The following is a 22,027-nucleotide window of genomic DNA, read 5'->3' on the forward strand; positions in this document are numbered from 1 at the left end:
ACCAGACCTTCGACGAAGCCATCGCCTTCAACCCACCGGCTCAACCCCCAGTCGCCGCAGCGGCTTGACCCGATAACCGCATGGGGTGTCTTGTCCGCGCGGAGTTTGACGGGCATCGGCGCCGCCATGGTCCCCGGCGGGACCGGACGGCGGGTATGCCGCGGACGAGCCGCTTGAGGGCGAGGCTGTCGTGCATGTTCGCGCCGGACACAGCGACGGCGAGCGGGATGCCCTGGGCATCGGACAGCACCTGCAGCTTGCTGCCCTTCTTGCCGCGATCGACCGGGTTCGGCCCGGTCAGCGATCCCCCCTGTTGGCGCGAACGGAGGCCGCGTCGACGATCGCCGAGGTCCAGTCCACCTCGTCCCGGGCCCCGAGTGCGTCCAGCACCGCCCGGTGCAGCCGACGCCACACGCAGGCCTCGGTCGATACCGTGAAGCGACGATGCACGGTGGCGGGCGACGTGCCGAACGTCGGCGGCAGATGCCGCCAGGCGCAGCCGCTGGTCAGCGCCTACACCGCTGCCGTGAACACGGCCCGCTCGTCACACGGAGCGGTCCCACCACCTTGCGGACGAGCAGCGAACGAGGGCAGCAACGGGGCGGCCATCTCCCAGAGTTCATCAGGAACCAGACGCTTCGATAGATCAGCACCCACGACCGGCATCATGCCGCACGAACATCAGGTCACGTGAGGCAACCTCTAAGCCTTGATTGGTGCGGCCGACCTGGCGGCCTGCTCGATCTTCGCGCAGTAGGCCGCACGGGCTTCCTCGTCGATCTGCTTCTCGTGTTCGGCGCGCAACCCGGTCCGGCCGTCGAGGCCCTCGCGCAGGATATCGGCGTGCCCGGCATGCCGGATGGACTCGCCGAGGACATGGACCATGATGGCGAACAGGTTCGTGTCGGTATAAGGCTCCGGCCACCACGGCACGTGGCCGGGGGCGTCGAGGGGAAGCTCGTTGATCGTCGCGTCCGAGTGTTCCCACGTGCGCCGGTAGAACCCGATGATCTGATCGCGGGTCTCGTCCTCGGCCGTCCACAGATCGCTGCCGTTGGAGTCCTGCCACCGGGGCAGCGGTTCCGGGGAGGGGCGGTCGAAGACCTCGCCGAAGTACCTGGCCTCGACGGTGGCCACGTGTTTGACCAGGCCGAGGAGGTTGGTCCCGGTCGCTGTCAAAGGTCGGCGGGCGTCGTATTCGGACAAGCCGTCGAGTTTCCAGAGCAGCGCCTTGCGGTCCCGCCGCAGTCTCTCGTGCAGGTGGTCTTTCGCGAATCCATCGATCATGCGTCATGAGCCTGCCATGGGCTGCTCGTGGTCTCAAGATCCCGTACGTGGTCCGCAACGACTGGCAGAGCCGAGGCCTGGCCATGGCCGCCGCCCTGACCTGCTACAAGAAGCTCGCGAAACTTGCCACGTGAGACAACCTCTTAAGGTCGAACAAGCCCGCGCCAGGTCTCGCGCCGCCACGCAAGCAGGCAGACCTACCGCCCGCGGGATACCGGGCATTACGCTCGGTGGGGCGGTATTCGGACCTCCCATCAGCGTCCCAAACGGCACCCCTCGGGCCCGGTGACACCCCTCGGGCCCGGTGACACCCCCCAGGTCATGCATTCGACAGGGGAGAACAGTCATGCCGGGTCCAAAGACCAGCGGCCCTCTTGGAGGACCGCGAAGAAGATAACGGGGGTTCCGCGTCCCGGCCCCAGTGGAGACGCCCGTGGAAGGTCCTCCCCGTCGACACGGGGGTGTTCCGCCGGTGTCGTCGGCGCCGCCGCTGTGCAGAGTGTCCTCCCCGACGACGCGAGGGTGTTCCGTTCACGGCCGGCACCCGCAGGTCAGAGGCGCCTGGTAGACAACTTCACCACGTAGTCCTCCAGGACAGGATCCCGTGCAGGTTCCGTACCGGCTGGCGTGACGCCTGGTCAGTGGCGTCCTGTCTCATCTACGACGGGAGCCGAGCCCGCACCGTTCCCTCAGATCCAAGATCCGGACCAGTCACGGGCCAATGGACTACGGGCTGTCTCGGTCCCGGTCCCCTTACTTTTTTCAGGTCAGCGGGCGCGACACTCATGCACCACCAGCAGACGACGAACATTCTTTGTTTCTTACAGCCCTCAGGGGCTTGGCTTCTTCGAGAGCCTGAAGTCGGTTGCCTGGAGGCATCGTTCGAATGCCGGGCGTGCGCCGTCCCCATCACTCGCGCACCGACCGTCGCATTGGCTCTCAGCGGGTGACGGTGGCGAGCGCATTGGCGTACTGCTCGTCAGTCACCGGTTCCAGCCAGGTGGTGCCGTCGCCGTCGGCATCGCCGACGACCATGGCGATGTGCGCCATGAGGGTGGTGTCGGTGCCGCCGTGCCAGTGCTCCTCACCGGGCGGGCACTTGACGGTCTGGCCGGCGCTGACGCGTACGACGTCGCCGTCGCGGGTGCCGACGAGGCCGACGCCGTCAGTGATGTAGAGAGTCTGGCCGTTGGCGTGGGAGTGCCAGTTGGTGCGGGCACCGGGAGTGAAGCGGACCAAAGCCGTCGCCAACCGGGCCGGATCGGTGGGGGTCTCGATCATGTTGAGGTACACATCGCCGGTGAAGCGCTCGGCGGGGGCCTTGGCGGTCGGGGTGTGCGTGACGATTTCCACGGAAGGTGTTCCTTGCTGTGCGGCTGCGGGGGAATTGGTGTGAGGGTGTCAGGCGCCGCGCTCTTCGGTGAGCGCCTTGAGATGGTTGATCGCGGTCATGGCGTTGGGCCAGCCGGCGTAGAAGGCCAGGTGGGTGATGGCCTCGGAGAGTTCCTCGACGCTCAGGCCGTTCTTCAGCGCCACGCCCAGGTGATAGGGCAGCTGTTCGCTGCGGTAGAGCGCGGCGAGGACACTGACGGTCACCAGGCTGCGGTCGCGCGGTGAGAGCCCGGGACGTTCCCATACGTCACCGAAGAGCACCTCGTTGGTGACCTCGACGAGCTTGGGTGCGATCGCCTCCAGCTCCTTGGGCGCGGACTGCTTGGGCATGCTGTCACTCCTTGTTGCGTATCGGGGCGGCCCCGTCGGGGAGCCGCTCGCCGGCTCGGTGGTTCACTGCGCGACGTAGCCGCCGTCGACGGGCAGCGCGACGCCGACGACGAAGCCGGCGCCGGGGCTGCACAGCCACAGGACGGCTTGCGCGATCTCGTCGGCAGTGCCGAGACGGTGGATCGGCTGGTTCGCTTCGGCCTCGGCGCGGTCGAGTTCTCCCTTGGCGATCATGTCGCTCACCATGGGGGTGTCGATGGTGCCGGGGCAGATCGCGTTGATACGGATGCCGCGCGGGGCGTATTCCAGGGCGGCGCTGCCGGTCAGACCGATGACACCGTGCTTGCTGGCGTGGTACGAGGCGCGGCCGGAGATGCCGACCAGGCCGCCCAGGGAGGAGCAGTTGACGATCGCTCCGCTGCCCTGGGCACGCATGTGACGCAACTCGTGCTTCATGCTCGCCCAGATGCCGCGCAGGTTGACGGCGTGGACGCGGTCGAAGACCTCGGCCGCTTCCTCGGCGGCGTCGGTGGGCGGGATCTGGATGCCGGCGTTGTTGTAGGCCATGTCCAGGCGTCCGAAGGTCTCCACCGTGCGGTCGACGGCGGCGGCGACCTGAGACTCGTCGGTGACGTCGCAGGTGAGGGCAAGCGCCCTGTGGCCCTCGTCGGTGAGCTGCCGTGCCGCCGTGTCGAGGGCGGCTTCGTCGATGTCGGCGAGGCCGACGGCGGCGCCCGCTTCGGCGAAGGCGCGTGCCGTGGCCAGGCCCATGCCGGATGAGGCTCCGGTGACGAAGGCGACCTGGCCGGAGAAGTCGTACGTGGGGTTCAACGGGCTTCGCTCTTTCCGTGCGGTGCGTGGGGGCGGCGGTGTGCCGAGTGGGTGGGTGTGCGGGCCGAGTCGGATCAGGTCAGGGGTTCGATGGTGACGCGGTCGGCGGTGGCCAGCCGGTCGATGTCCCGGCTGTCGTCGAAGCGCCCGAGGATGACGAGGCCCGGGGACCTCTCGCCGTCGCGGTAGAAGAGGGCCAGGTTGCGCCAGGGTGCGTAGTGGGCAAGGTCCCCTGCTTGGGGGGTGGGCGCGTCCGGGGCGCCGGATGTGTCCAGTTTCCGCGGGAGGTCGGCGATCCGCTCGGTCCGGTGGAAGTCGGTCAGGTCGAGGGAGAGCGGGAGCAGCGCGGCGAAGTCCCGGGCGGCAGGGCTGTCGTTCAGGGTGGCTCGGACGGGGTGTCCGTCGAGGGTGAGCTGGATGAGCACGGCGCTGCTCCTGTCGGGCGGTGGGGGTGAGCTGGGTGCTGGTCGCCCGAGGGCGGTCGCCGGGGCGGACTGGTCGGCGGTCTGCCCGCTGCCTGGGCAGGCGGTCAGAGCCAGCAGTCCCACGGCCGCCGTGATCGCCGACAGGACTGGTCGGAGCGGCCCGAATGGCCGAGGTGGTACCGCCCGGATGGGGCGCCGGAGACTTGTCCACGGCCTGTTCGTCACTGGGGCATCGGCTCGGCGTAGTGACGGAAGCCGTCGCGCTCGGTGTGCAGGGCGTACAGGCGCTCGGCCAGCACCTGAGGGCTGCTGTGCTCGGAATCGGGCCGGATCGCGCCGGGGATGATCAGCTGGGTGGCGTGGATGTTCTCGGCGGCGAGCGTGTCGTGGAGCATGCGGGCGTAGGCGCTCTCGGCGGCGAAGGCGACCGAGGTGCCGGCCCGCTCGGGGTGCGGGCGGACCGCACTGCCTCCGTTGACGAAGACAAGGGTGCCGCGCCCCAGGGCCCGCATACCGGGCAGGACCGCGTTCACGCAGGTAACCGGGCCCTTGAGGGAGAAGGCGAGCGGGTCCTCCAGGTCGGCGGCGGTGGTGTCGAGGACCGGCTTCATGAAGTCGGCGCGCGGCACCGGGCTGTACTGCAGGATCTCGATCGGCCCGAGTTCCTCGGCCGCGTCCTGGAGGGCGCCGGTGAGCGCGACCGGGTCCAGGACGTCCGCGGAGAATCCGCGGGCTTCGATGCCGTCGCGGCGGAGATCGTCCGTCAGGTGCTGGAGGTGTTCGGCGCCGCGGGCGATCAGGGCGATGCCGTGGCCGGCGGTGCCGAAGCGGCGGGCGGTGGCCAGCCCCAGGCCGGGACCGGCACCGACGAGGGCGAACGTGGTCATGCTGGAGGTCCTCCCCGAGCAGGGTGAGGGGGCGTTCGGCCCCGGGAGTGGAAGGGTGCGGGGTCAGGGCTTGAGGAGTGCCTTGATGGCTCGGCGCTCGTCCATGGCCTTGTAGCCCTCGGCGACCTGGTCGAGGGGCAGGGTGAGGTCGAAGACCTTGCCCGGGTCGATCCGGCCGGTGACGACGCGTGCGATGAGGTCGGGCAGGTAGCGGCGCACGGGGGCGGGGCCGCCGCGCAGGCCGACATGGGAGAAGAACAGTTCCTGCCCGTCGACGGCGACGCCGTGCGGGACGCCGACGAAGCCGACGTTGCCGCCGGGCCGGGCGGAGTGCAGCGCCTGCTGCATGGCCTGCGCGGTGCCCACGCACTCCAGCACGCTGTCGGCGCCGATGCCGTCGGTGAGGTCCTTGATCCGGGCGATGCCCTCGTCGCCGCGCTCGGTGACGATGTCGGTGGCGCCGAACTCGCCGGCCAGCTTCTGCCGGGACTCATGGCGGCTCATGGCGATGATCCGCTCGGCGCCCATCTCCTTGGCGGCTATCACCGCGCACAGGCCGACCGCCCCGTCGCCCACGACCACGACGGTGGATCCGGGCTTCACCTCGGCGGCGTCGGCGGCCCACCAGCCGGTGCCCATGACGTCGGAGACGGCCAGCAGGCCGGGCCACAGTTCCTCGCCCGGCACCTCGTCCGTGGCGACCAGGGTGCCCTGGGCGTTGGGGATACGGACGTAGTCGGCCTGGCAGGTGCTCATGAACTCGCGGTGCAGGCAGTTCGACGGGAAGCCGTTACGGCAGTTGGCGCAGGTGTTGTCCGAGGTCGCGAACGAGCCGACCACGAACTGGCCCGGCTTCACGGCCGTGACCTCGGAGCCGACCTCCTCGACGAAGCCGACGTACTCGTGCCCCATCGGATGGGCGTCGCCGATCGGCTCCAGGCCGCGCCAGGGCCACAGGTCGGAGCCGCACACACAGGTGACGGCCGTGCGGATGACCGCGTCGGTGGGGTGGAGGATCTTCGGGTCGTCCAGCGTCTCGAAGCGGACGTCACCGGGGGCGTGGATCACTGCGCCGCGCATGAAAGTTCCCTTGCTCATGTGAAGTCGAGCCGATGTAAGCGGTCCTCGTACGGCCGTCCCCGGGTCGCGGGGCGTCCGCGCGCCGAGGTCGGGCGGCCCCGTCCCCGCCGACAAACGGCCGGGGACAGCGCCACGTCCTCCAGGTAAGCGCCCCTCGTGGCGGCCAGCCAGTCACCGTCGATGGGTGTACCGGCAGTACATCCCTCATGCGGCCGGCTGCACGTACGGTCGAGGGGTGGACAACCAACGGGAGGTCCGCGAGTTCCTCACCTCGCGGCGAGCCAAGATCACCCCCGAGCAGGCCGGACTGCCCTCCGGGACCCGGCGCCGTGTCCCCGGCCTGCGCCGAAGCGAGGTCGCAGCCCTCGCCGACATGAGCGTGGAGTACTACGCCAAGCTCGAACGCGGCAACCTCGCCGGTGCCTCCCCCGCCGTCCTCGAGTCCGTCGCCCACGCCCTCCAGCTCGACGACGCCGAACGTGCCCACCTCCTCCACCTGGCCCAGGCAGCCGACGGCTCCGACGCTCTCACCCGCCCCCGACGCCGACGCCCCGCCCGGCAGTGGACCCCGCACCGCAGCCTGCAGTGGACGCTCGACGCGATCACCGCAGGCCCCGCCTTCGTCCGCAACGGCCGCATGGACATCCTCGGCACCAACGCCCTCGCCCGCGCCTTCTACAGCGACGTCTACGCGAACCCCCACAACCAGGCGAACCTCGCCCGCTTCACCTTCCTGGACCCCGCGTCCCGCCGCTTCTACCCCGACTGGGGCCTGGCCGCCGACGTCACCGTCGCGATCCTGCGCACCGAGGCCGGCCGCAACCCCCACGACAAGGAGCTGCACGACCTCGTCGGTGAACTCTCCACTCGCAGCGACGACTTCCGCACCCGCTGGGGGGCCCACAACGTCCGCCACCACGGCACCGGCACCAAGAATTTCCACCACCATGCCGTCGGCGACCTGACCCTCGCATTCGAGGGGTTGGAAATGGCGGCCGAGCCCGGCCTCACCGTCACCATCTACACCGCCGAACCCGGCTCACCCTCCGAAGAGGGCCTGCGTCTGCTCGCCTCCTGGGCCGCGACACAGGAGGCTCCAGCCGGGCGACCGCGAGAGAACTGACCCCCTCCCCACGGCGCCGCAGTGCCGGAAGGTGGCGGCACCTCCTCCGGCGAACCAGGGGTGGCAAGGAGGCAGGGGCCATCCCGGAAGCGATCCGACCCCGGGCTTCCGGGCCGGATCGTGTCAACGTCGCCGCTGGTCAACCCTCAGCTCGAAGTCGCCGTAGCTGTTGTCGACCGGGTTGACCGTGACCCCGGGGGCGACGATCTCGTCGATGGCGTCGAGCACGTCGGAAGACAGTGTGACGTCGGCGGCGGGCAGGAACGCCTCCAGCTGCTCCATGGTGCGCGGGCCGGTGATCGCCGAGGTGACGCCCGGGTGGTTGATGACGAAGGCGACAGCCGGCTCGATGAGAGTGAGGCCGGACTACTCCGCCAGGACGGCGAGCCGTTCGACGGCGTCGAGCTTGCGCTGGTTGGCGGGGGTGGTCATGTCGAAGCGGGCCTGGGGGCGCGCCGCGGAGGCGGGGCCCTCGGAGGCGTTCTTGCGGTAGCGGCCCGAGAGCCAGCCGCCGGAGAGCGGACTGTAGGTGAGCGTGCCCATGCCGTGACGGCGCACGGTGGGGAGCACGTCCTCCTCGATGCCGCGGACCAGGATCGAGTACGGCGGCTGCTCGGTCACGAACCGCTCCAGGTGCCGCTCCCGCGAGGTCCACTGAGCCTCGACGATCCGGGAGCCGGAGTAGGACGAGGAGCCGATGTAGCGGACCTTGCCCTGGCGCACAAGGTCGGTGAGGGCGCCGGACCGGGCACCGAGGTCGCGGTCGTCGGCCTCGGCGGCCTGGGCACCTCGGCGTGAAGATGGCCCAGGCCATGGGCGCCGACACCACCGTTCTCTCGCAGTCCGACCGCAAGCGGGAGGCCGCCGCGGCCGTGGTTGCCGATCACTACGCCGTCCCCGGGCGACGGATCCGCGTTCACGGAGCCGGCCCCTCGTGATGGGGGTGCGTAGTTCGTGGGCGAAGTCGGCGGTGAAGCGCTTGGCCGGCGCCGGATGAGCGAGGTCGCGGGCGGTCTTGCGCGGGTCGGGGTTCGCGTCCTGGAGGTTGCGGCTGATCACGGTCATGTCCACGCCATCCGCGCGTTTGTCGGCGAGCAGGCCGCCGAACAGAAAGCACCACCGCGATCCTCGCGCGTGCGGCCACCGCCACCGGGCACGGGCACGGTGCAGCCGGTTGGTGTTGACGACGGTGCCCGGCACTCCCGGAACAGTCGTCGTTCATCATGGCGACGAACGCCTCCTGACTGCCCGCTTCCCAACGAGCCGGCAGCCTCGCCACGTTGTTACCGGAAGGCGGCAGCAAGGCCGTCGATGTCCGGCATGCGGATGTCCAGCAGGACCACGTCCGGGCGCTCCGCGCAGACGATGTCGACGGCCGGCACCAGTCGCCGCCACGGCCTCGATCTCATCGGCGCCGTTGAGGACGAGCCGGAAGATCGGAGCAGTGCCTGATCGTTCACCACCGCAAGCCGGATCACATGTGTTCCGGCTCACAGTCTGTTCGGGGCCGTCGGCTGTACATTCGAAAGCACACCGGCCGATGGCTGTCCATCCCTGCCACACCGAGCCCAAAGCCCCAGATGACCAGGGCGGCTCCGCAAGCAGCGGCTCCAGACACCCGGCAGGTGGGCCTCCGCCGGATGGCGGGGCGGCCCGGACATCTGCCGGTTACCCGGCGATCAGCCCACGCTCAAACCTGGAAGGCATGACGCAGTACTCAGACGTCGCAGCTCCTGTGGTGGACGCCCCGGCCCCCGCGCGCGACAGCAGGAAGGCGCCGACGGGGCGACTGATCGGGCTGGACCTGGCCCGCGGACTCGCGGTATTCGGCATGTACGCGGCCCATGTGGGGCCCGACCCTGACCAAGGGGGTGTGACCGGCTTCCTGATGGAGCTGGCCCATGGCAGGTCCGCCGCGCTCTTCGCCCTCCTGGCGGGCTTCGCCGTTGTTCTCATCACCGGGCGCAGGACGCCGAAGACGGGGCGGGCCGGGCGCCAGGCAGTGGTCAAGGTGGTGATCCGGGCCGTGATCCTTCTGGCCCTGGGCACCGCCCTGACCATGAGCGGCACCCCGGTCGATGTGATCCTCGCCTTCTACGGCCTGTACTTCCTGCTCGTACTGCCGCTGTACCGGCTCGGCGCCGGCCCCCTGGCGGCGATCGCCGTGGGAACGGCCCTCGTCCTGCCCCAGGTGCTGTACGTGGTGCAGCAGGCGATCGGCGACAGTGGCGTCCGCTCGCCCGGTGAGCCCGACGGCATCGTCTCGCTGCTCTTCACCGGCACCTACCCGGCCCTGACGTGGATCCCGTTCGTTATCGCCGGCATGGCCGTGGCCCGCCTGGACCTGGCTGCCACCGCTGTCCGGACGCGCCTGGCGCTCACGGGTGCCGCCCTCATGATCACCGGCTACGGAGGCTCCTGGCTGGCGCTCCACCTCTTTCCCGGCGTCGTCCACGCCATCGGCGCGTCGACGTCGGCCGGGAATGGGGCGAGCGTGTGGTGGTCCGACACCGCGGGTTATCCGTCCGGGGACACCCCCGCCTGGCTGTGGGCTGCCTCCCCGCACAGTGAGACCACCCTGTCGATCCTGGGCAACACCGGCGTGGCGATTACGGTCGTGACCGCGTGCCTGGCCGCGACGGACGCTTTCCCGCGGCTCCGGTCCCTGGCCCGGCCGGTTATCGCAGTCGGTTCCATGTCGATGACCGCGTACGTCGGCCACCTCGTCGCCATCCGATTCCTGGGCATCGAGGAACTGCCCGGACTGCCCCTGCACGTCCTGCTCTGCTTCATCGCGGCCGCAATGGTGTTCGCGACCGTCTGGTCGCGCTTCCAGCAGCGCGGACCACTCGAATGGCTGATGGCCAAGGCGACGGGCCTGGCCCGGCACATCCGCTGAGCGCAGAACCGGCCGGGCCAACGTCCAACGCCGAACAGGAGCCCGGCCTGGCGGAACCCGACGGCCGCAGCATCGGGCCGCGGCTCAGCTCCGCCGCCGGTATCGCCAGGGTCTTCGTGGCCCTGGTGGCGATGAGGCCCGCCTTCGAGAAGGTGCCCACGGCCATGGCGTTCCTGCTGCCGATGCCGTTCATCCTCTGCCACTCGGCGGGCCCCGGCGCCAACGGCAAGTCCATCGCCGCGCTCTCCTACAGCAGTGACGTCCGCGCCCTGGGCACCGGTGTCACCGGAATGGTCGGCAGCTTCGGCAGTGTCGTCGGCCTGTACGTGTTTCCGCAGATCAAGGACTCGCTCGGACCCACCGACACCTTCCTGGTGCTGTCCGTCGTGCCACTGATCGGCCTGATCACTTACCTGTTGATCAGGTGGGACCCGCCCAAAGGTCACCTCTGGCGACGAGGTTTCCGCGCACCCTCCTGGCCTGGCACCAGCGTCTGATCAAGGACAAGTCGCGCAACCGGCCTCGCCGGGACGCCCGCCTGTGCCCGAGAAGCTGCGCGACCTGATCATCCGGCTCGGCGCCGAGAACCCACGATGGGCTTCCGGCGTGTCCACGGCGAACTCCGTCGCTCTCGCCAGTCGCGCAAGCGCAGCCAGCGACACCCGGAATCCGCCCTTTCGCGGCTGACCCGGGCGTCCTGCGCCGACGCACAGGTGATCACTGCATCCGAGCGGCTGGGGCGCCGATGCCGGTGCGGCGGCGCCCGACGATTGCGGCGACGGCTGCCGCGACCAGGCCCGCGGCGGCCATCGCCGCGCCCACTGGACCATGTGCGCCGAGCAGGCAGCCTGAAGGGTGCTTCCCGCAAGCGTGTCAATGCTCCGGTACTGCCTTGATCGGCGGCCCCGGGGTGGGCATCGGGTTGGTCAGCGGGTCGCGTGAGTATTGAGATTGCCGCGCCCGCGGCTGAGGAACGCGGCGATCGGCAGCGCCGCTACCAAACCACTGAGCAGCACCGCGGCGAGCGCGCCGAGGATCGCCGGCTCGCCTGCGAAGGCGATACCGACGGCTGCCGGCGCGGGACCCACGTTACGCACAGCAGCGACACTTCCCATGGTGGTGCGACGTACCGTCGGCCCCGTGGCCAGCAGCGTGCCGACGGCGAAGCCTGCGCCGGCGAGGGCGAACCCCGCCAGCAGGGCCAGGGAGCCGACGAGTGCGACCACGTCACGCCAGTTCCCGAGCAGCATGCCCACCAGCACGATCAGGAACGTCACGTCGAGACCTTGATCGCGGTGGGGTGCCAGGAACGCGCTGCCCTTGGGACTTTGTGGCGCAGTAGCAGTCCGACGCCGAATGGTACGAGCCGCAGGATCGCCACGGTCCGTACAAGCGCGGCCACGTCGAGGGAAACCCCTCCGCCGACCTTGGCGGCGGTGAGGATGCCGTTGACGGTCGGGCCGAAGGTCAGGCTGCCGATGGCGGCGAGTAGGACCTGCATGGCCGCGCCTGCCACGACATCGCCGTTCTGCACCATGGCCAGCTTCGCGCCGAACGGCCCGCCGGGTGAGGAAGCGACCAGCACCAGCGCGATGAAGGAGGCGGTGGGAAGGCCGAGCAGCTCGGCCAGGCCCCAGCCGAGCAACGGGATGACCACCAGGTTGCCGAGGAGCGCCAGCAGGAGCAGCGGCAAGTCGGCGAAGACGCCCCACAGAGCTGAGCTGGTGGCTCCTAGACCGGCGGTGAACATGGTGGTCGCGATGAAGATCACGGTGACCGCGTTGAACAGCGGGTGCAAGATGTCCATGAGGCGTTCCGGTCCGGTGGTGGGGCGCCCGGGCGGGCCGCAGCGCCACGGTTCAGTCCTGGAGGTCGCCCAGCCACCGCAGGGCGCTCAGTCCGGGCAGGAAGCAGTACTCGCCCCCGCGCGTGACCGTGAACCGCGGCATCTGTGGCAGACGCCGCCGTACGGGTCGGCGCGGGATGGTGTAGTCGGTGACGCCCTCGTAGGCTCCGGCTATCGGGTCCTTGGTGTTGGCTGAGCCGAAGAAGACGCCGTCGTTCAGCCACTCGGACTGGACGAACTCGAACTGCCGCCCGAGATGGGCACCGATGAACGCGAACAACAGTCCCCGGTCCACTCCGTCGTCCTCGACGGCGCCGTCCGCAAGCGGCGGTCCGTAGACGGCGCCGCGCCTGATCATGCGGTGCAGCCTCACTTCTCCCGCCACCGACGCGTCCCGGGGATTGGCCCGGCGGATGTGGCAGCCGCCGGGGGTGATGAACCCCGCTGGGTCGTCGCGCTCGTAGAGGAAGGTGTTGCGGCGATGTGGGTCGGCGCCCAGCACCGGGTCGTCCTCGTGGGGGCTGAGCGCCAGTGGTGCGCCGCTGCGCCAACGCCCCAGGACCTTGGCTGCGAGCAGTTCCTCGTCCTCGCGGCTGGTGGATTGGTCCTTCAGACAGCGCCGGAACGCGGCGACGCGTTGGTGGAGTTTACGGAAGACCGCGTAGCTTCCGTTGCGTCCGAGTATCTCGGGCCACGGGGTCTGGACGCCACCGAGCTCGTCGGGGTAGCCGAGAACGAACTCGCCGGCCCTCAGCGGCCTTTCCAGCTGGTTCGACCCGGCGATGCCGCTGCCCTCGATGGCGGGGTTGCTGACGCCGTCCCGGTAGCCGAAATGCTCGGTCTCCGTAGGGAGTGCGTAGCAGTCCTGCCGCCAGATCGCGGTGACACCGGTCAGGTGCTCATACGTCAGGCGGGCCCGATCGATGGCCGCCTCCAACTGCGCGATGTCGGGCGCGACCGCGGTGAGCACCACATGGACGTCAGCCGTGCCCAAGGGCGTCTCCCAGTTCTCGGGGCTGCTTTCGCCCACGTCGCCGAGCGCCTTGGCCCGGGCGGCCATGCCCTGCCGGAACTCCCAGGCGAAGGTGTCCAGCGACTCGCGCGGCACCCCGAGCGCCTTGAGGCCGTGGTAGGTGACCGCGACGCTCACCCAGGTGTCCCCGAGCGGGCTGGTCGAGTCTGCTGCGGAGGTGGTCGCCGCGCTCGCGCGCCGCATCAGCTCCCGCCCGTGTGCCCGGTCGTCGATGCGGAACAAGAGGTAGGTCACCGCATAGGGCGTCGGCCTGGGGCTGAGAACTCCGCGCTGAATGTCGTCGAGTTCAAGGGCGATCTGCTTCTCCCCACTCATAGTCCCGCCTCCCAGCGGCGCTACTTCGAGACGATGTTCCTCCAGAAGTTCCGCAGGCTTTCGTCGCCACCGAACAGCGAGCTGAAGATCGTGGAGTCCGCCAGCAGAACATCGCCGGCCCGGTCACCGCCCGGGGGCATCCACAAGAACATGTTGAACTCGGTATTGCCGGCTTCGGTGAACGGGTGCGGCCGGGAGGTGTCGATGGGCTGACTGGCCAGTACATGGATGACATCCGGCTCTTCCGTCGTCACGGCGTAGTGCGGCAGGTGCAGGTGGAAGTTGAACGTGGTCACCCCCTCCAGCCAGCCTTTTGTGTCCAGATCCCGGGACAACGTCAGTGGGGCGATCTTGTTCGGTTCCCGCACCGCCGGACGCAGCCCGTAGCGGTTCTCGACGGGGACTCCCAGCCCTTGCATCAGACCCCGGAGGTGCCTGGCGAACCGCTGCTGGCGGGGAACCAGCGGGTCGCCGTGGTGGCGATGCTCCATGTCCCGCACGGTCAGGTCGTCCGACGCTCCGACGTCGTGGTGCGGGCCCAGGACCAGGGAGGTTCCCTCCCGCGAGAGGAACTGCCGCAGGGTCTCGATCTCCTCCGGCTCGGCATCCTGACCCGTAACCATGTGGTCCAGCCCGAAGACGAACAACGTGTCGGTGTCCGCCAGCACCCGGTCGTCCAGCAGGGTCCGGAACCCGGCCTGATCGATGCGTTGATACACCGGCACGGTGTGCCCGGTGGCCTCCTCGACGAACGATTGGAAGGGCACCCAGGCCCAGAAGAACAGCTCCAGAGACCCCGCGATGCCCTGCAGGAACTGCAAGGGGTCGGACCACCTCGGCTCCTCGTACGCGGGCCAGGCAACCCGCCGGACCTCGGTCATCGTGGAGAACCGGTTGTCCAGCTCCGCCGGGTTCCTTCCGGCCTCGGCCGGATAACTCCAGGACACGTATATGCTCACCCGCCGCCGGCCCGGCGTGTAGGGGCGCGGAACATGATTCTGGTTGTAGGTACGGGCCGTCCTGGACTCGCTCATGACGTCTCCGATCCGCAGCGGTGGGCAGGCCGCGGCCCTTTTCACTGCAACTGGTCGAGCGTCTCCGTCAAGGAACTCTTGATCCGCAGCGCTTTTTTGATCTCATCTGCTGTCACGTACGGATACTCCCCATATTCAATGAAACTGGGGCAGTGGTGCTCACGCACGAACCTCACGAATGCCTCGGGATTTGTTCTCCAGTCATCGGGAAATCCCTCCAGGTTCTCAAAGGCCGTGCTCACGCCGGACTTCTTGAACAACGCAATGGCATCTTCGGTGTACTTGTCGAAGTCCGTGTCGAAAATTCCCTGGTACATGAAGCGTTTATCTTCGTCGAAGAGCACCCAGCGCAGGTAGTGCAACTTCAGCGGCGCGAGAAGATAGGGATCTTGTTCCAGCGCCCTGGCCAGGGTGTAACCGTACTCGCGGATCGCCTCCGCGCGACCGGGCTTCACATTCGCGATGATATTGAAGCCATAACACGCGGGAGTTTTCGGGAAAACGGGGCCGTACTTTCCCTGTTCGAGATGGTCGGTCTCCTTGGGGATGACAACCGCCTGGGGCTTGATTTCCATGCCCGTTCCTCCGCCGCCTAGAAAGGAACCGCCATGTCCATCGTGCCACGCAGTGCCGACTCCGACCCGCCGAGGAGCGATGGTCAAGACTTGTGGACCGGCTCTCGGGGCCGCACCTGAAGGGCGTACCTTCCCGAGGGATCGACTGATGGTCATCGCGTAGGCCCGTGTTCGCAGCACGGGTCGGGAAGGCACACGGTTCGACACCGGCGAAGCGGGCGTCTTCCTCGCCTGGACGTCGGCAACACGGCCCATCACGGCCACGGGCTGAACCCGGCCGGCAAGAAGGTCTTCGACAAGCCCCAGCCCAACAGCGAACCGAAACTGCGAGCCGTGCTCGACAAACTGACCGCGAAGTTCGGCACCGACAGACCGGCCGAGGCCCAACCTCGGGCCTTCGGCCTTCCCGTCGTATGCATCCCGGTCACCCTGATCGCGTCGCTGCTCGCCTTCCACGTCGCGGCGATCTTGCTCGGCGCGCACGTACCGGCGATCTCCAAGGAAGGCGTCATCGGCCCTGCCCTGGGCGGGGAGTACCCCTTCCATATGGCCCTGTTCGCCCTGATCGGCATCGCCTTGGCAGTGCCGGCCCGACGCAGCGGGCTCGTGCGCCGGTGCCCGGCCGTCACCGTGGTCACGGCACTGTCGGCCATCGCCGCACTCGTCATCGCAGGCGTGCAGTTCGCCGCCGCGGGGAGGGCTCGGGCGTCTCCTCAGCGACGCCTTCTCCGCTCCGGTCGCCGCCGCGGCCTCCCACAGCCGGTACGTGCCTCGGTGATACAGCCGACAGTCACGAGCCCTCCGGGGTCACTGAGCGTAGAAAACTTCATGATCACCGCGGCTCGCGCCTGCTCGACTCCGGAGTCCGCCCCCATCAACGGGACACACCTACTGCCGGAGCCTGATATTCGTGTCGTCCGAAGGACTCCCCACGTCTGGGGATTGTCCCGGGCCGGAGCGGCGGTGGGTTCGTGGTGCCGGCGTTGTGTCCGGCTGACCCGATACTCACATACGCTGCCTATGTGAACTATTTCGGTCGATTCTGGCGTCGTTCCTGCAGCCTCCAGGAGGACCTGGTGCTCCTTGCGCCCCTGGCGCTGACCGCCATCATCACCGTGCTGGCCTTTGCCACTCCGAGTAACCTCCACTTCAGCCGCTTTCTCTCACTCGCCCCCGCTTTCGCCGCCTCGGTGTGGCCAGTGGTCAGAACGGTGGCCATCGGCGTGCTCGCCGCGGCCCTCAACGTGGTGATCGCCGTGGCCATCGGCAATCCGAGTGAGGAGCACACATACCTGATCACCCTCGCAGTGATCGCCGGCGCCACCGCCGCGGCCGCCTACGCCAGCCATGTGCGCCAACAGCGGGAGCAGACCCTCGCCGACGTCCGCTCCGTCGCCGAGACGACCCAGAAAGTCCTGCTGCGCCCCATGCCGCACCGCATCGGCCGGTTGGACACCGAGGCCCTGTACCTGGCCGCCGCGGCCCAGGCCCGCGTCGGCGGCGACTTCTACGAAGCACTGGCGACAGCCCACGGCGTCCGCCTGATCATCGGAGACGTGCGCGGCAAGGGCCTCCCCGCGGTCGGCGCGGCATCAGCGATCGTCAGCTGCTTCCGGGAAGCCGCGTACGACGAGCCGGACCTGGCACGGCTGGCACGCCGACTGGACAGGCGCATGAGCCGCTACACCGCACTACTGCCCGACGACCAGATAGAGTATTTCGCCACGGCCCTGCTCGCCGAGATCCCCGACGACGGATCGACCGTCGAAATCGTCAACTGCGGACACCCCCCTCCGCTGCTGTTCCGCGCGGGAGCGGTCCGCGAGCTCACCCCCACAGCGCCCTCACCGCCCGTCAACATGGGTGCACTGCTCGGGGAGGACTACCGCATCGACACCGTCCCCTTCGCCACCGAGGACCAACTGCTGCTCTACACCGACGGTGTCACCGAGACCCGCGACCACACCGGCGCACTCTTCCCGCTGGTGCAGCACGCGACCCACTGGGACGCAGACTCCCCGTCCCGGTTGCTCGAGCAGTTGCACAGGGACCTGGTCCACTACAGCCGCGGCCGTCTCGACGACGACATCGCGGCCATCGCCGTCCGTGCGACGGCCACCACGGCCACCGCCGGTGCATGAAACGGGCCGGGCGGTCGTCCACGCCTCCCGGCTGCCACAACACCCCGGCCCCTCACCGGCCCACCCGTCCGGTCCTCCTGCCTGCCCTGGGCCATGGAAGCGCAAGGCCAGGCCACGATCACCTGCAGTCATACCCCGAGCCTCTGAGCCTCGCCGATCTTACGAATGACCAGATCAGACCTACATCAATAGATAGGACACGCCATGACTCAATCCTCGCAAATGTGCCCCGGCTTACGTGGAGTCAAGCTGCCGGACTCCAGGCGATCGAGGGAGTTGTCCTCAGCTCGAACTCGATGGGTGTGAGCATGCCGAGTGCGGAGTGCCGACGTTGCCGGTGACTTCGCAAGACCCTGAACTCTGCGACGAGGTGCAGGAATCGGTGCCAAGACCGTGGTGATGAGTGTGCTGCAACAGGCAGTCCAGGTCGATCCGTTCGCGGAACTGTCACGCTTCCGAGCGGACTTCTACGACTGCCTGAACGGCAGAAGGGACGCGTTGTTCGAGCTCGCCGATGCGCCGCTGTGCACCAAGGGCCCGGTGAGGACGTTGGTGGACTTGGCGCTCTGTATGGCGCGCTCAACAAGGGATGCCTGGACATCGACCGGCTGCGGCGCACGCTCGCCGGTCTGCCACTGCCACGTGCCGCCGACGGCCGCCTGGTCCTCGCCGTGGCTCAGGCCGGACGCCGCGACCTGCCCGGACCGGTCGCTCTGCCACACCTACGGCCGCGGCGACGCCAAGCACCAGATGATCCCCGGCTGGCCGTACTCGGTCGTCGCCGCGCTGGAGAAGGGACGCACGTCCTGGACCGCGATCCTGGACTCCGTCCGGCTGAAGCCCGGTGCCGACCTCGCGGCCGTCACCATCGGCCGGCTCCACGACGTGATCGAGTTCCTCGTCGCCGCCGGCCAGTGGCGCGAGGGCGACCCGGAGATCTGCCGACGTCGTGGCGGGGTGCCGGGTAGCGGTTCTTCGGCCCAGGTGGTCGGCCGGGGCCGGGCCGGGTGGATTTCGGTGCACGCGCTGGCTCCGGCCTTGATGGCGTCGGCCAGCGCGGTCCACTGGTCGGGCGTCACGGTGACGATGATGTCGGGCCGATCGCGCCATGACTGCGATCAGCGCTGCGGCGAAGCGATCAGCGAGGACTCGAACTGTGGAACCGGCGTCGCCGCCACCGGAAAAGCGGGGTGCACAGCGCAGACCACGCAAATGTCATGGTGAGGAACTTGAAGGCGTTGCGCGGAACCATGTCAGTCCAACCGATGATCACCGCGAAAAAGGCAGTGGAAGCCACCCACCAGACGCTGAACAGCAGCCAGTTGATCAGCAGCTCCTGCCACCACGGGCGGGTACTCAGCCATTCCCTCATGGCGGCCATCATGCACGATCAGCCGCAACCGCGCCCAGTGCCTTGACCAGGTCGTCAACCGAGCGGGTGGACACGCCATGGACGTAGGCCTCCATGATGACGGCGAACAGGGCCTGGTCGATGCGGCGGCGCCGCTCCAGCAGGCTCGGGAAGAAGCTGCCCGAGCGCAGCTTGGGTATGGCCAGGTCCAGGTCACCGGCCTGCGTGGTCAGTGTCATGTCGCGGTGCCCGTTGCGCAACGCGGTACGTATCTCGGCGTGCTCGTTCCACTCCGCGCCGACCCTCGCGGTCGCCTCGGCCTCGATCAGCTCCTGCAGCATCCGCTCGGCCACGGAACGAACGAGTTCGAGCCCGTCCGCCGAACGCAGTGACTCCAGCAGCCGAAGTAAGTCATGCTGGGACACGGCCATCATGCACCTCCTGGTTGAACTGGCCGTTCACCAGGGAGAGTTGCATGGTGGCCTACCTGCCGGGCGGGGAGCGAAATCCGTGTACCCGCACGCCCCCGGCGTTCGCCCCAACGTTGATCAGCTACACCACTTCGCGGGACGCCATCCTCGTCACCGGGGGCATACGCCCGACCCGCGCATCACCAGAGGGGCACCAAGCCCCGACGAACAGGATGAGCGACAAGCAGATCTGCCAGGCACAGCCAGCCCGGCCCGATAGTCCTGGACCGGCAGCCCAGGTGGGAGGATCTGGCTGTCGGTTCTGTACGAGGAGGCAAGGTGGACGACCGCTCGAAGCATGACCACTCCGGGTGGGAGGAGGTCGTGCTCGCGGCTCGGGACCGTGCCCGCTCGCGGCAGGCCCTCATGATCGAGCGCTTCGGACTGTCAGGCGACCTGCAATACCACTGGTCGATGGACGACGCGCAGATCACGTGGTCACGCGATGGGAAGGTGTTCCTCACCGGCCGACTCACGATGATCGGCAGCGTGAGCCTCGCTCAGCAGACCTGGTTGTGGTCCTGGGCGAATAAGTCACTGCCGCGAGCAGTCCTGGGCGACATCGAGCGCGTGCGGCAGTTCGGCGAGGAGAGTGACTACCCCGTCCTGCCGTGGCCGGACTTCAACTACCACCCCGATCTCGTAGCTGAGGCACGGATGGTCGCCGCATCAGTGCTCGACGCCGAGGGGCTATGGGCAGAGTCGACGGACGATGTGCAACTCCACTTCCTGGTTCACGACTTGGCGCTCACTACTGGGCTCCGGTGACGCTCGCCCTGGCGCTCAGGCTGCCGCGTTTGGTCCCCGGACGTTAGACGTCAAGCCAAGTGGTCCGCAGGTGCTGCAGGTCCACGACGAGCTCCAGGCTGAGCGGTTCGCCCTCCCGCACGCCGATGCTCAAGACCTCCGGTGCGGGCTGCGCAGCCGCGGACCGCCACGAGGACCGGGGTGAGGCGGCGTCGGCGATGTACAACGCGTCGAGGAGAAAGAGTGGGCAGCCGACAGGGTCGGCGACCCGCATGACCGACTCGTAGACGTCGTTCCAGTCCTCCCAGCGGGCCCGGGTCACCCAGTACAGCGCTGTGAGCACGTCGGGCAGCGCGACACCGCGGCATGCCGCCGTCTCCGCCAGCTCCGCCTCCGTGACGCCGACGGCCTCGGGGAGGCGTTCGCACAGAATGCTCTCCAGTGCCGCCGGATCCGCCGCCGGATGCGCCGCCGGCGAGAGCTTCGCGCCAGCACCGGATCGGGCAGCCGGCGCCAGGACTCGGACACGGCGCCTTCGACCAGCACGAACGCACCCTGGAACGGCCCGCTGACTGCGGCCTCCACGGCGGGCGCGAAATCGAGCAAGTCCAGCACAGCCCCCCGTCTGGCGATATCCGGGCCACGAAGGAAACGCCGTCGGCGCCGGCCTCCGCAAGCGCGCCCAGCACCCGCCGCACGGCGTCGAACTCGGGCCGTCTGTCCGTCGCGTCAGACCCATCCCGTGCATGGTGAACATCGCCCCCTGGCATCAGCACGCTGTACGCATGGGCGCCGACCCTTCCGGCGACGTGACCGCCCAAAGCATCCGACATCGCCCGTCGGCCGTTTCCGCGAACCCACCCTGCAGGAGCAGTTCGATCAAGCAGGGCGGCATCTGCTGCTTGTGCAGGGCATGGACCCGCTCCACCGCCGTACGCGCCCGCGCCAATAAAGCGCCTACTGCTCGGGCAAGTGGTCGCGCGGGGCCGGCGAGACACGGGCGCAAGCTGTGCGGTGCCGACGGCCGTTTCGCCGGATGAGCCTTGCAGTTGTGAGTTCCCGCGCAGGCTTTCTCTCGGGTGTGCCATCCCCTTCCCGGCAGGGTGGGAAGCCCTGGAAAGGCATCCCCTGAACCGTGCAACAGCGGGGCCATCTGTCACACCCGGACCGTCCCGCTCAATGCAGACCTTGACCTGGATCTTGTCTTGGCTGAAGGTACTGGTCTGGACAACCGGGGTGGAACATGGATGCAGCGCAGCAGTATGCGCAACAGTGCTCGGAGTTGTACGCGGCTGCTGGCTTCGCCGCCGTAAGGCGGACGGCACAGGCAGGACTTGACCAGGTGGGGCCGACGGCAGTGCTGTACCGCTGGCTCGGCCTGGCGCACGCCGCGGAGGACGAGGACGATCACGATGCTGCGGCAGAGCGCGCCTACCAGCAAGGCCTGGCATCGGCTCCCGACGATCTGGGTCTGCTCGTCTGCTATCTGGAGCTGTGTCTGCGCGCGGATGCCTTCGACTATCCGGCCAGAGCCGGGCGGGTGACCACGCTGCGGGCGCGTATCGATGAGCTGGCGCCTGCCGGGTCGCCGGAGCGCGAGCGCGTCGATGATGCCTTGAGCTGGGCCGGCCGCGGATACTGGGACGACCTGGTCGCAGCCGCAGGCCGCGGTGAGCTGCGGCAGGCCGAGTCGGCCGAACTGAGCGACCGGGTGGCCAGTGCCCTCCGCACCGGCTCCACCGACACAGATTCTTCCACGGCCACGGGAGAAGACGTGCGGGAGGCAGAGCTGGCGGCAGCACTCGAGCTGCTGCAGGACCGGGCGAACGCACCCCTGCGCTTCCTGCTGACCCACCGCACCGCCGCATACGTGATCACGTGTCTCGCGGCCCTCGGTGTGAACCGCCTGCTGGTCACCACCGGTGTGGTTACCTTCAGCCCGTGGGGCTGGCTGCTGTGGCTCCCGTTGCTCGCGGCCGAGGGCAAACTGCGTGCCGCCCGCCAACTGGCTCGTCAGCGTGTCGTCGCACGCATCGAGGAACGTCACGCTCTGGAGGCGGCGGCCCTTGCGGGCACACAGGACCACGCGCAGATGCCGCCCGGCACAGCGGATGGCGGCGGGCAGACCGCACAATCCGCCTCATCTCCCCCAACGACTTGAGCAACGATCCGCACCGCGATCCGCCGCATCGGCGACATCCCCGGCATGGTGCCCGCCACGGTCCGCTCGCACCACCGGCACATGCACGAGCAGCTCGGGG

21 protein-coding genes and 5 pseudogenes are annotated in these 22,027 nt (G+C 68.8%); 10 read left to right on the forward strand and 16 right to left on the reverse strand.

Going from position 1 to position 22,027, the window contains the following annotated elements; translation table 11 throughout:
* Window positions 1–702: 702 nt before the first annotated feature.
* The gene (locus ACWC91_RS21925) at window positions 703–1,287 is read right to left on the reverse strand and encodes a DinB family protein (RefSeq protein ID WP_281157256.1); all 585 of its coding nucleotides are present in this window, start codon (window positions 1,285–1,287) and stop codon (window positions 703–705) included.
* Between the two features lie 5 nt (window positions 1,288–1,292).
* Here ACWC91_RS21925 and ACWC91_RS21930 point away from each other — a divergent pair, with 5 nt between their 5' ends.
* Entirely contained in the window at window positions 1,293–1,421 is a 129-nt protein-coding gene (locus ACWC91_RS21930) for a hypothetical protein (protein WP_257548903.1), read from the forward strand.
* An 805-nt stretch (window positions 1,422–2,226) separates the two neighbouring features.
* Here the strand turns inward: ACWC91_RS21930 and ACWC91_RS21935 are convergent.
* The 6 genes from ACWC91_RS21935 to ACWC91_RS21960 form a co-directional block, all read right to left on the reverse strand.
* Entirely contained in the window at window positions 2,227–2,640 is a 414-nt protein-coding gene (locus ACWC91_RS21935) for a (R)-mandelonitrile lyase (RefSeq protein WP_450643421.1), read from the reverse strand.
* 48 nt (window positions 2,641–2,688) lie between these two features.
* A complete protein-coding gene (locus ACWC91_RS21940) occupies window positions 2,689–3,009 on the reverse strand; it encodes a carboxymuconolactone decarboxylase family protein (RefSeq protein ID WP_281157254.1) in 321 nt (106 codons plus the stop codon).
* A 63-nt stretch (window positions 3,010–3,072) separates the two neighbouring features.
* On the reverse strand, window positions 3,073–3,840 hold the full coding sequence (locus tag ACWC91_RS21945; RefSeq protein ID WP_281157253.1) for a glucose 1-dehydrogenase: 768 nt from the start codon (window positions 3,838–3,840) through the stop codon (window positions 3,073–3,075).
* A gap of 74 nt (window positions 3,841–3,914) precedes the next feature.
* The gene (locus ACWC91_RS21950) at window positions 3,915–4,388 is read right to left on the reverse strand and encodes a cyclophilin-like fold protein (protein WP_450643422.1); all 474 of its coding nucleotides are present in this window, start codon (window positions 4,386–4,388) and stop codon (window positions 3,915–3,917) included.
* Between the two features lie 98 nt (window positions 4,389–4,486).
* Window positions 4,487–5,152, reverse strand: a complete 666-nt coding sequence (locus ACWC91_RS21955; RefSeq protein WP_225077317.1) for an SDR family NAD(P)-dependent oxidoreductase — start codon at window positions 5,150–5,152, stop codon at window positions 4,487–4,489.
* A gap of 63 nt (window positions 5,153–5,215) precedes the next feature.
* Window positions 5,216–6,232, reverse strand: coding sequence for a zinc-dependent alcohol dehydrogenase family protein (locus ACWC91_RS21960; protein WP_225077318.1), 1,017 nt, complete (start codon window positions 6,230–6,232; stop codon window positions 5,216–5,218).
* A gap of 235 nt (window positions 6,233–6,467) precedes the next feature.
* Between ACWC91_RS21960 and ACWC91_RS21965 the strand changes: the two genes are divergently transcribed.
* A complete protein-coding gene (locus ACWC91_RS21965; RefSeq protein WP_225077319.1) occupies window positions 6,468–7,355 on the forward strand; it encodes a helix-turn-helix transcriptional regulator in 888 nt (295 codons plus the stop codon).
* Window positions 7,356–7,478: 123 nt separating this feature from the next.
* Here ACWC91_RS21965 and ACWC91_RS21970 read toward each other — a convergent pair.
* Window positions 7,479–8,078, reverse strand: a pseudogene (locus ACWC91_RS21970) (aldo/keto reductase).
* Between the two features lie 15 nt (window positions 8,079–8,093).
* Here ACWC91_RS21970 and ACWC91_RS21975 point away from each other — a divergent pair.
* Window positions 8,094–8,245, forward strand: a pseudogene (locus ACWC91_RS21975) (alcohol dehydrogenase); the annotation flags it as partial.
* A gap of 393 nt (window positions 8,246–8,638) precedes the next feature.
* On the opposite strand, the gene ACWC91_RS21980 reads toward ACWC91_RS21975, so the two are convergent.
* Window positions 8,639–8,764: a response regulator gene (locus ACWC91_RS21980; protein WP_263638114.1), complete on the reverse strand. Its 126-nt coding sequence runs from the start codon at window positions 8,762–8,764 to the stop codon at window positions 8,639–8,641.
* Window positions 8,765–9,060: 296 nt separating this feature from the next.
* Here ACWC91_RS21980 and ACWC91_RS21985 point away from each other — a divergent pair, with 296 nt between their 5' ends.
* Together ACWC91_RS21985 and ACWC91_RS21990 are read left to right on the forward strand one after the other, a co-directional pair.
* Entirely contained in the window at window positions 9,061–10,254 is a 1,194-nt protein-coding gene (locus ACWC91_RS21985) for a DUF418 domain-containing protein (protein WP_225077322.1), read from the forward strand.
* Window positions 10,209–10,751 carry a hypothetical protein gene (locus tag ACWC91_RS21990; RefSeq protein ID WP_450643423.1) on the forward strand — a complete coding sequence of 181 codons (543 nt, stop codon included), beginning with the start codon at window positions 10,209–10,211 and terminating at the stop codon, window positions 10,749–10,751. Before ACWC91_RS21985 ends, ACWC91_RS21990 begins: the two co-directional genes overlap by 46 nt.
* Window positions 10,752–11,180: 429 nt before the next feature.
* Here the strand turns inward: ACWC91_RS21990 and ACWC91_RS21995 are convergent, their stop codons facing one another.
* From ACWC91_RS21995 to ACWC91_RS22015, 5 genes are all read right to left on the reverse strand, one after another.
* Complete coding sequence (locus ACWC91_RS21995) at window positions 11,181–11,531, reverse strand: hypothetical protein (protein WP_450643424.1); 351 nt, start codon at window positions 11,529–11,531, stop codon at window positions 11,181–11,183.
* Window positions 11,528–12,061 (reverse strand): hypothetical protein, encoded by a 534-nt coding sequence (locus ACWC91_RS22000; RefSeq protein WP_450643425.1) that lies wholly within the window; start codon window positions 12,059–12,061, stop codon window positions 11,528–11,530. Before ACWC91_RS22000 ends, ACWC91_RS21995 begins: the two co-directional genes overlap by 4 nt.
* Before the next feature lie 52 nt (window positions 12,062–12,113).
* Window positions 12,114–13,448: a Dyp-type peroxidase gene (locus ACWC91_RS22005; RefSeq protein WP_225077324.1), complete on the reverse strand. Its 1,335-nt coding sequence runs from the start codon at window positions 13,446–13,448 to the stop codon at window positions 12,114–12,116.
* Window positions 13,449–13,468: 20 nt separating this feature from the next.
* Entirely contained in the window at window positions 13,469–14,407 is a 939-nt protein-coding gene (locus ACWC91_RS22010) for a hypothetical protein (protein ID WP_450643426.1), read from the reverse strand.
* 116 nt (window positions 14,408–14,523) lie between these two features.
* Window positions 14,524–15,057 carry a hypothetical protein gene (locus ACWC91_RS22015; RefSeq protein ID WP_141365505.1) on the reverse strand — a complete coding sequence of 178 codons (534 nt, stop codon included), beginning with the start codon at window positions 15,055–15,057 and terminating at the stop codon, window positions 14,524–14,526.
* Window positions 15,058–15,268: 211 nt separating this feature from the next.
* On the opposite strand from ACWC91_RS22015, the pseudogene ACWC91_RS22020 reads away from it, so the two are divergent.
* The 3 genes and pseudogenes from ACWC91_RS22020 to ACWC91_RS22030 all read left to right on the forward strand — a co-directional run.
* Window positions 15,269–15,489, forward strand: a pseudogene (locus ACWC91_RS22020) (IS110 family transposase); the annotation flags it as partial.
* Window positions 15,490–16,133: 644 nt separating this feature from the next.
* On the forward strand, window positions 16,134–17,198 hold the full coding sequence (locus tag ACWC91_RS22025) for a PP2C family protein-serine/threonine phosphatase (protein ID WP_450643427.1): 1,065 nt from the start codon (window positions 16,134–16,136) through the stop codon (window positions 17,196–17,198).
* 399 nt (window positions 17,199–17,597) lie between these two features.
* Window positions 17,598–18,137: pseudogene (locus ACWC91_RS22030) on the forward strand (transposase); the annotation flags it as partial.
* A 465-nt stretch (window positions 18,138–18,602) separates the two neighbouring features.
* On the opposite strand, the pseudogene ACWC91_RS22035 reads toward ACWC91_RS22030, so the two are convergent.
* Window positions 18,603–18,980: pseudogene (locus tag ACWC91_RS22035) on the reverse strand (transposase); the annotation flags it as partial.
* 318 nt (window positions 18,981–19,298) lie between these two features.
* Between ACWC91_RS22035 and ACWC91_RS22040 the strand changes: the two are divergent.
* The gene (locus tag ACWC91_RS22040; protein WP_225077327.1) at window positions 19,299–19,787 is read left to right on the forward strand and encodes a DUF6882 domain-containing protein; all 489 of its coding nucleotides are present in this window, start codon (window positions 19,299–19,301) and stop codon (window positions 19,785–19,787) included.
* A gap of 43 nt (window positions 19,788–19,830) precedes the next feature.
* On the opposite strand, the gene ACWC91_RS22045 is transcribed toward ACWC91_RS22040, so the two are convergent.
* Window positions 19,831–20,109 (reverse strand): hypothetical protein, encoded by a 279-nt coding sequence (locus ACWC91_RS22045; RefSeq protein WP_450643428.1) that lies wholly within the window; start codon window positions 20,107–20,109, stop codon window positions 19,831–19,833.
* Window positions 20,110–21,009: 900 nt separating this feature from the next.
* Between ACWC91_RS22045 and ACWC91_RS22050 the strand changes: the two genes are divergently transcribed.
* Window positions 21,010–21,927: a hypothetical protein gene (locus tag ACWC91_RS22050; protein ID WP_225077329.1), complete on the forward strand. Its 918-nt coding sequence runs from the start codon at window positions 21,010–21,012 to the stop codon at window positions 21,925–21,927.
* The last annotated feature ends 100 nt before the right edge of the window (window positions 21,928–22,027 follow it).

The organism is Streptomyces sp. NPDC001204 (assembly GCF_053598035.1).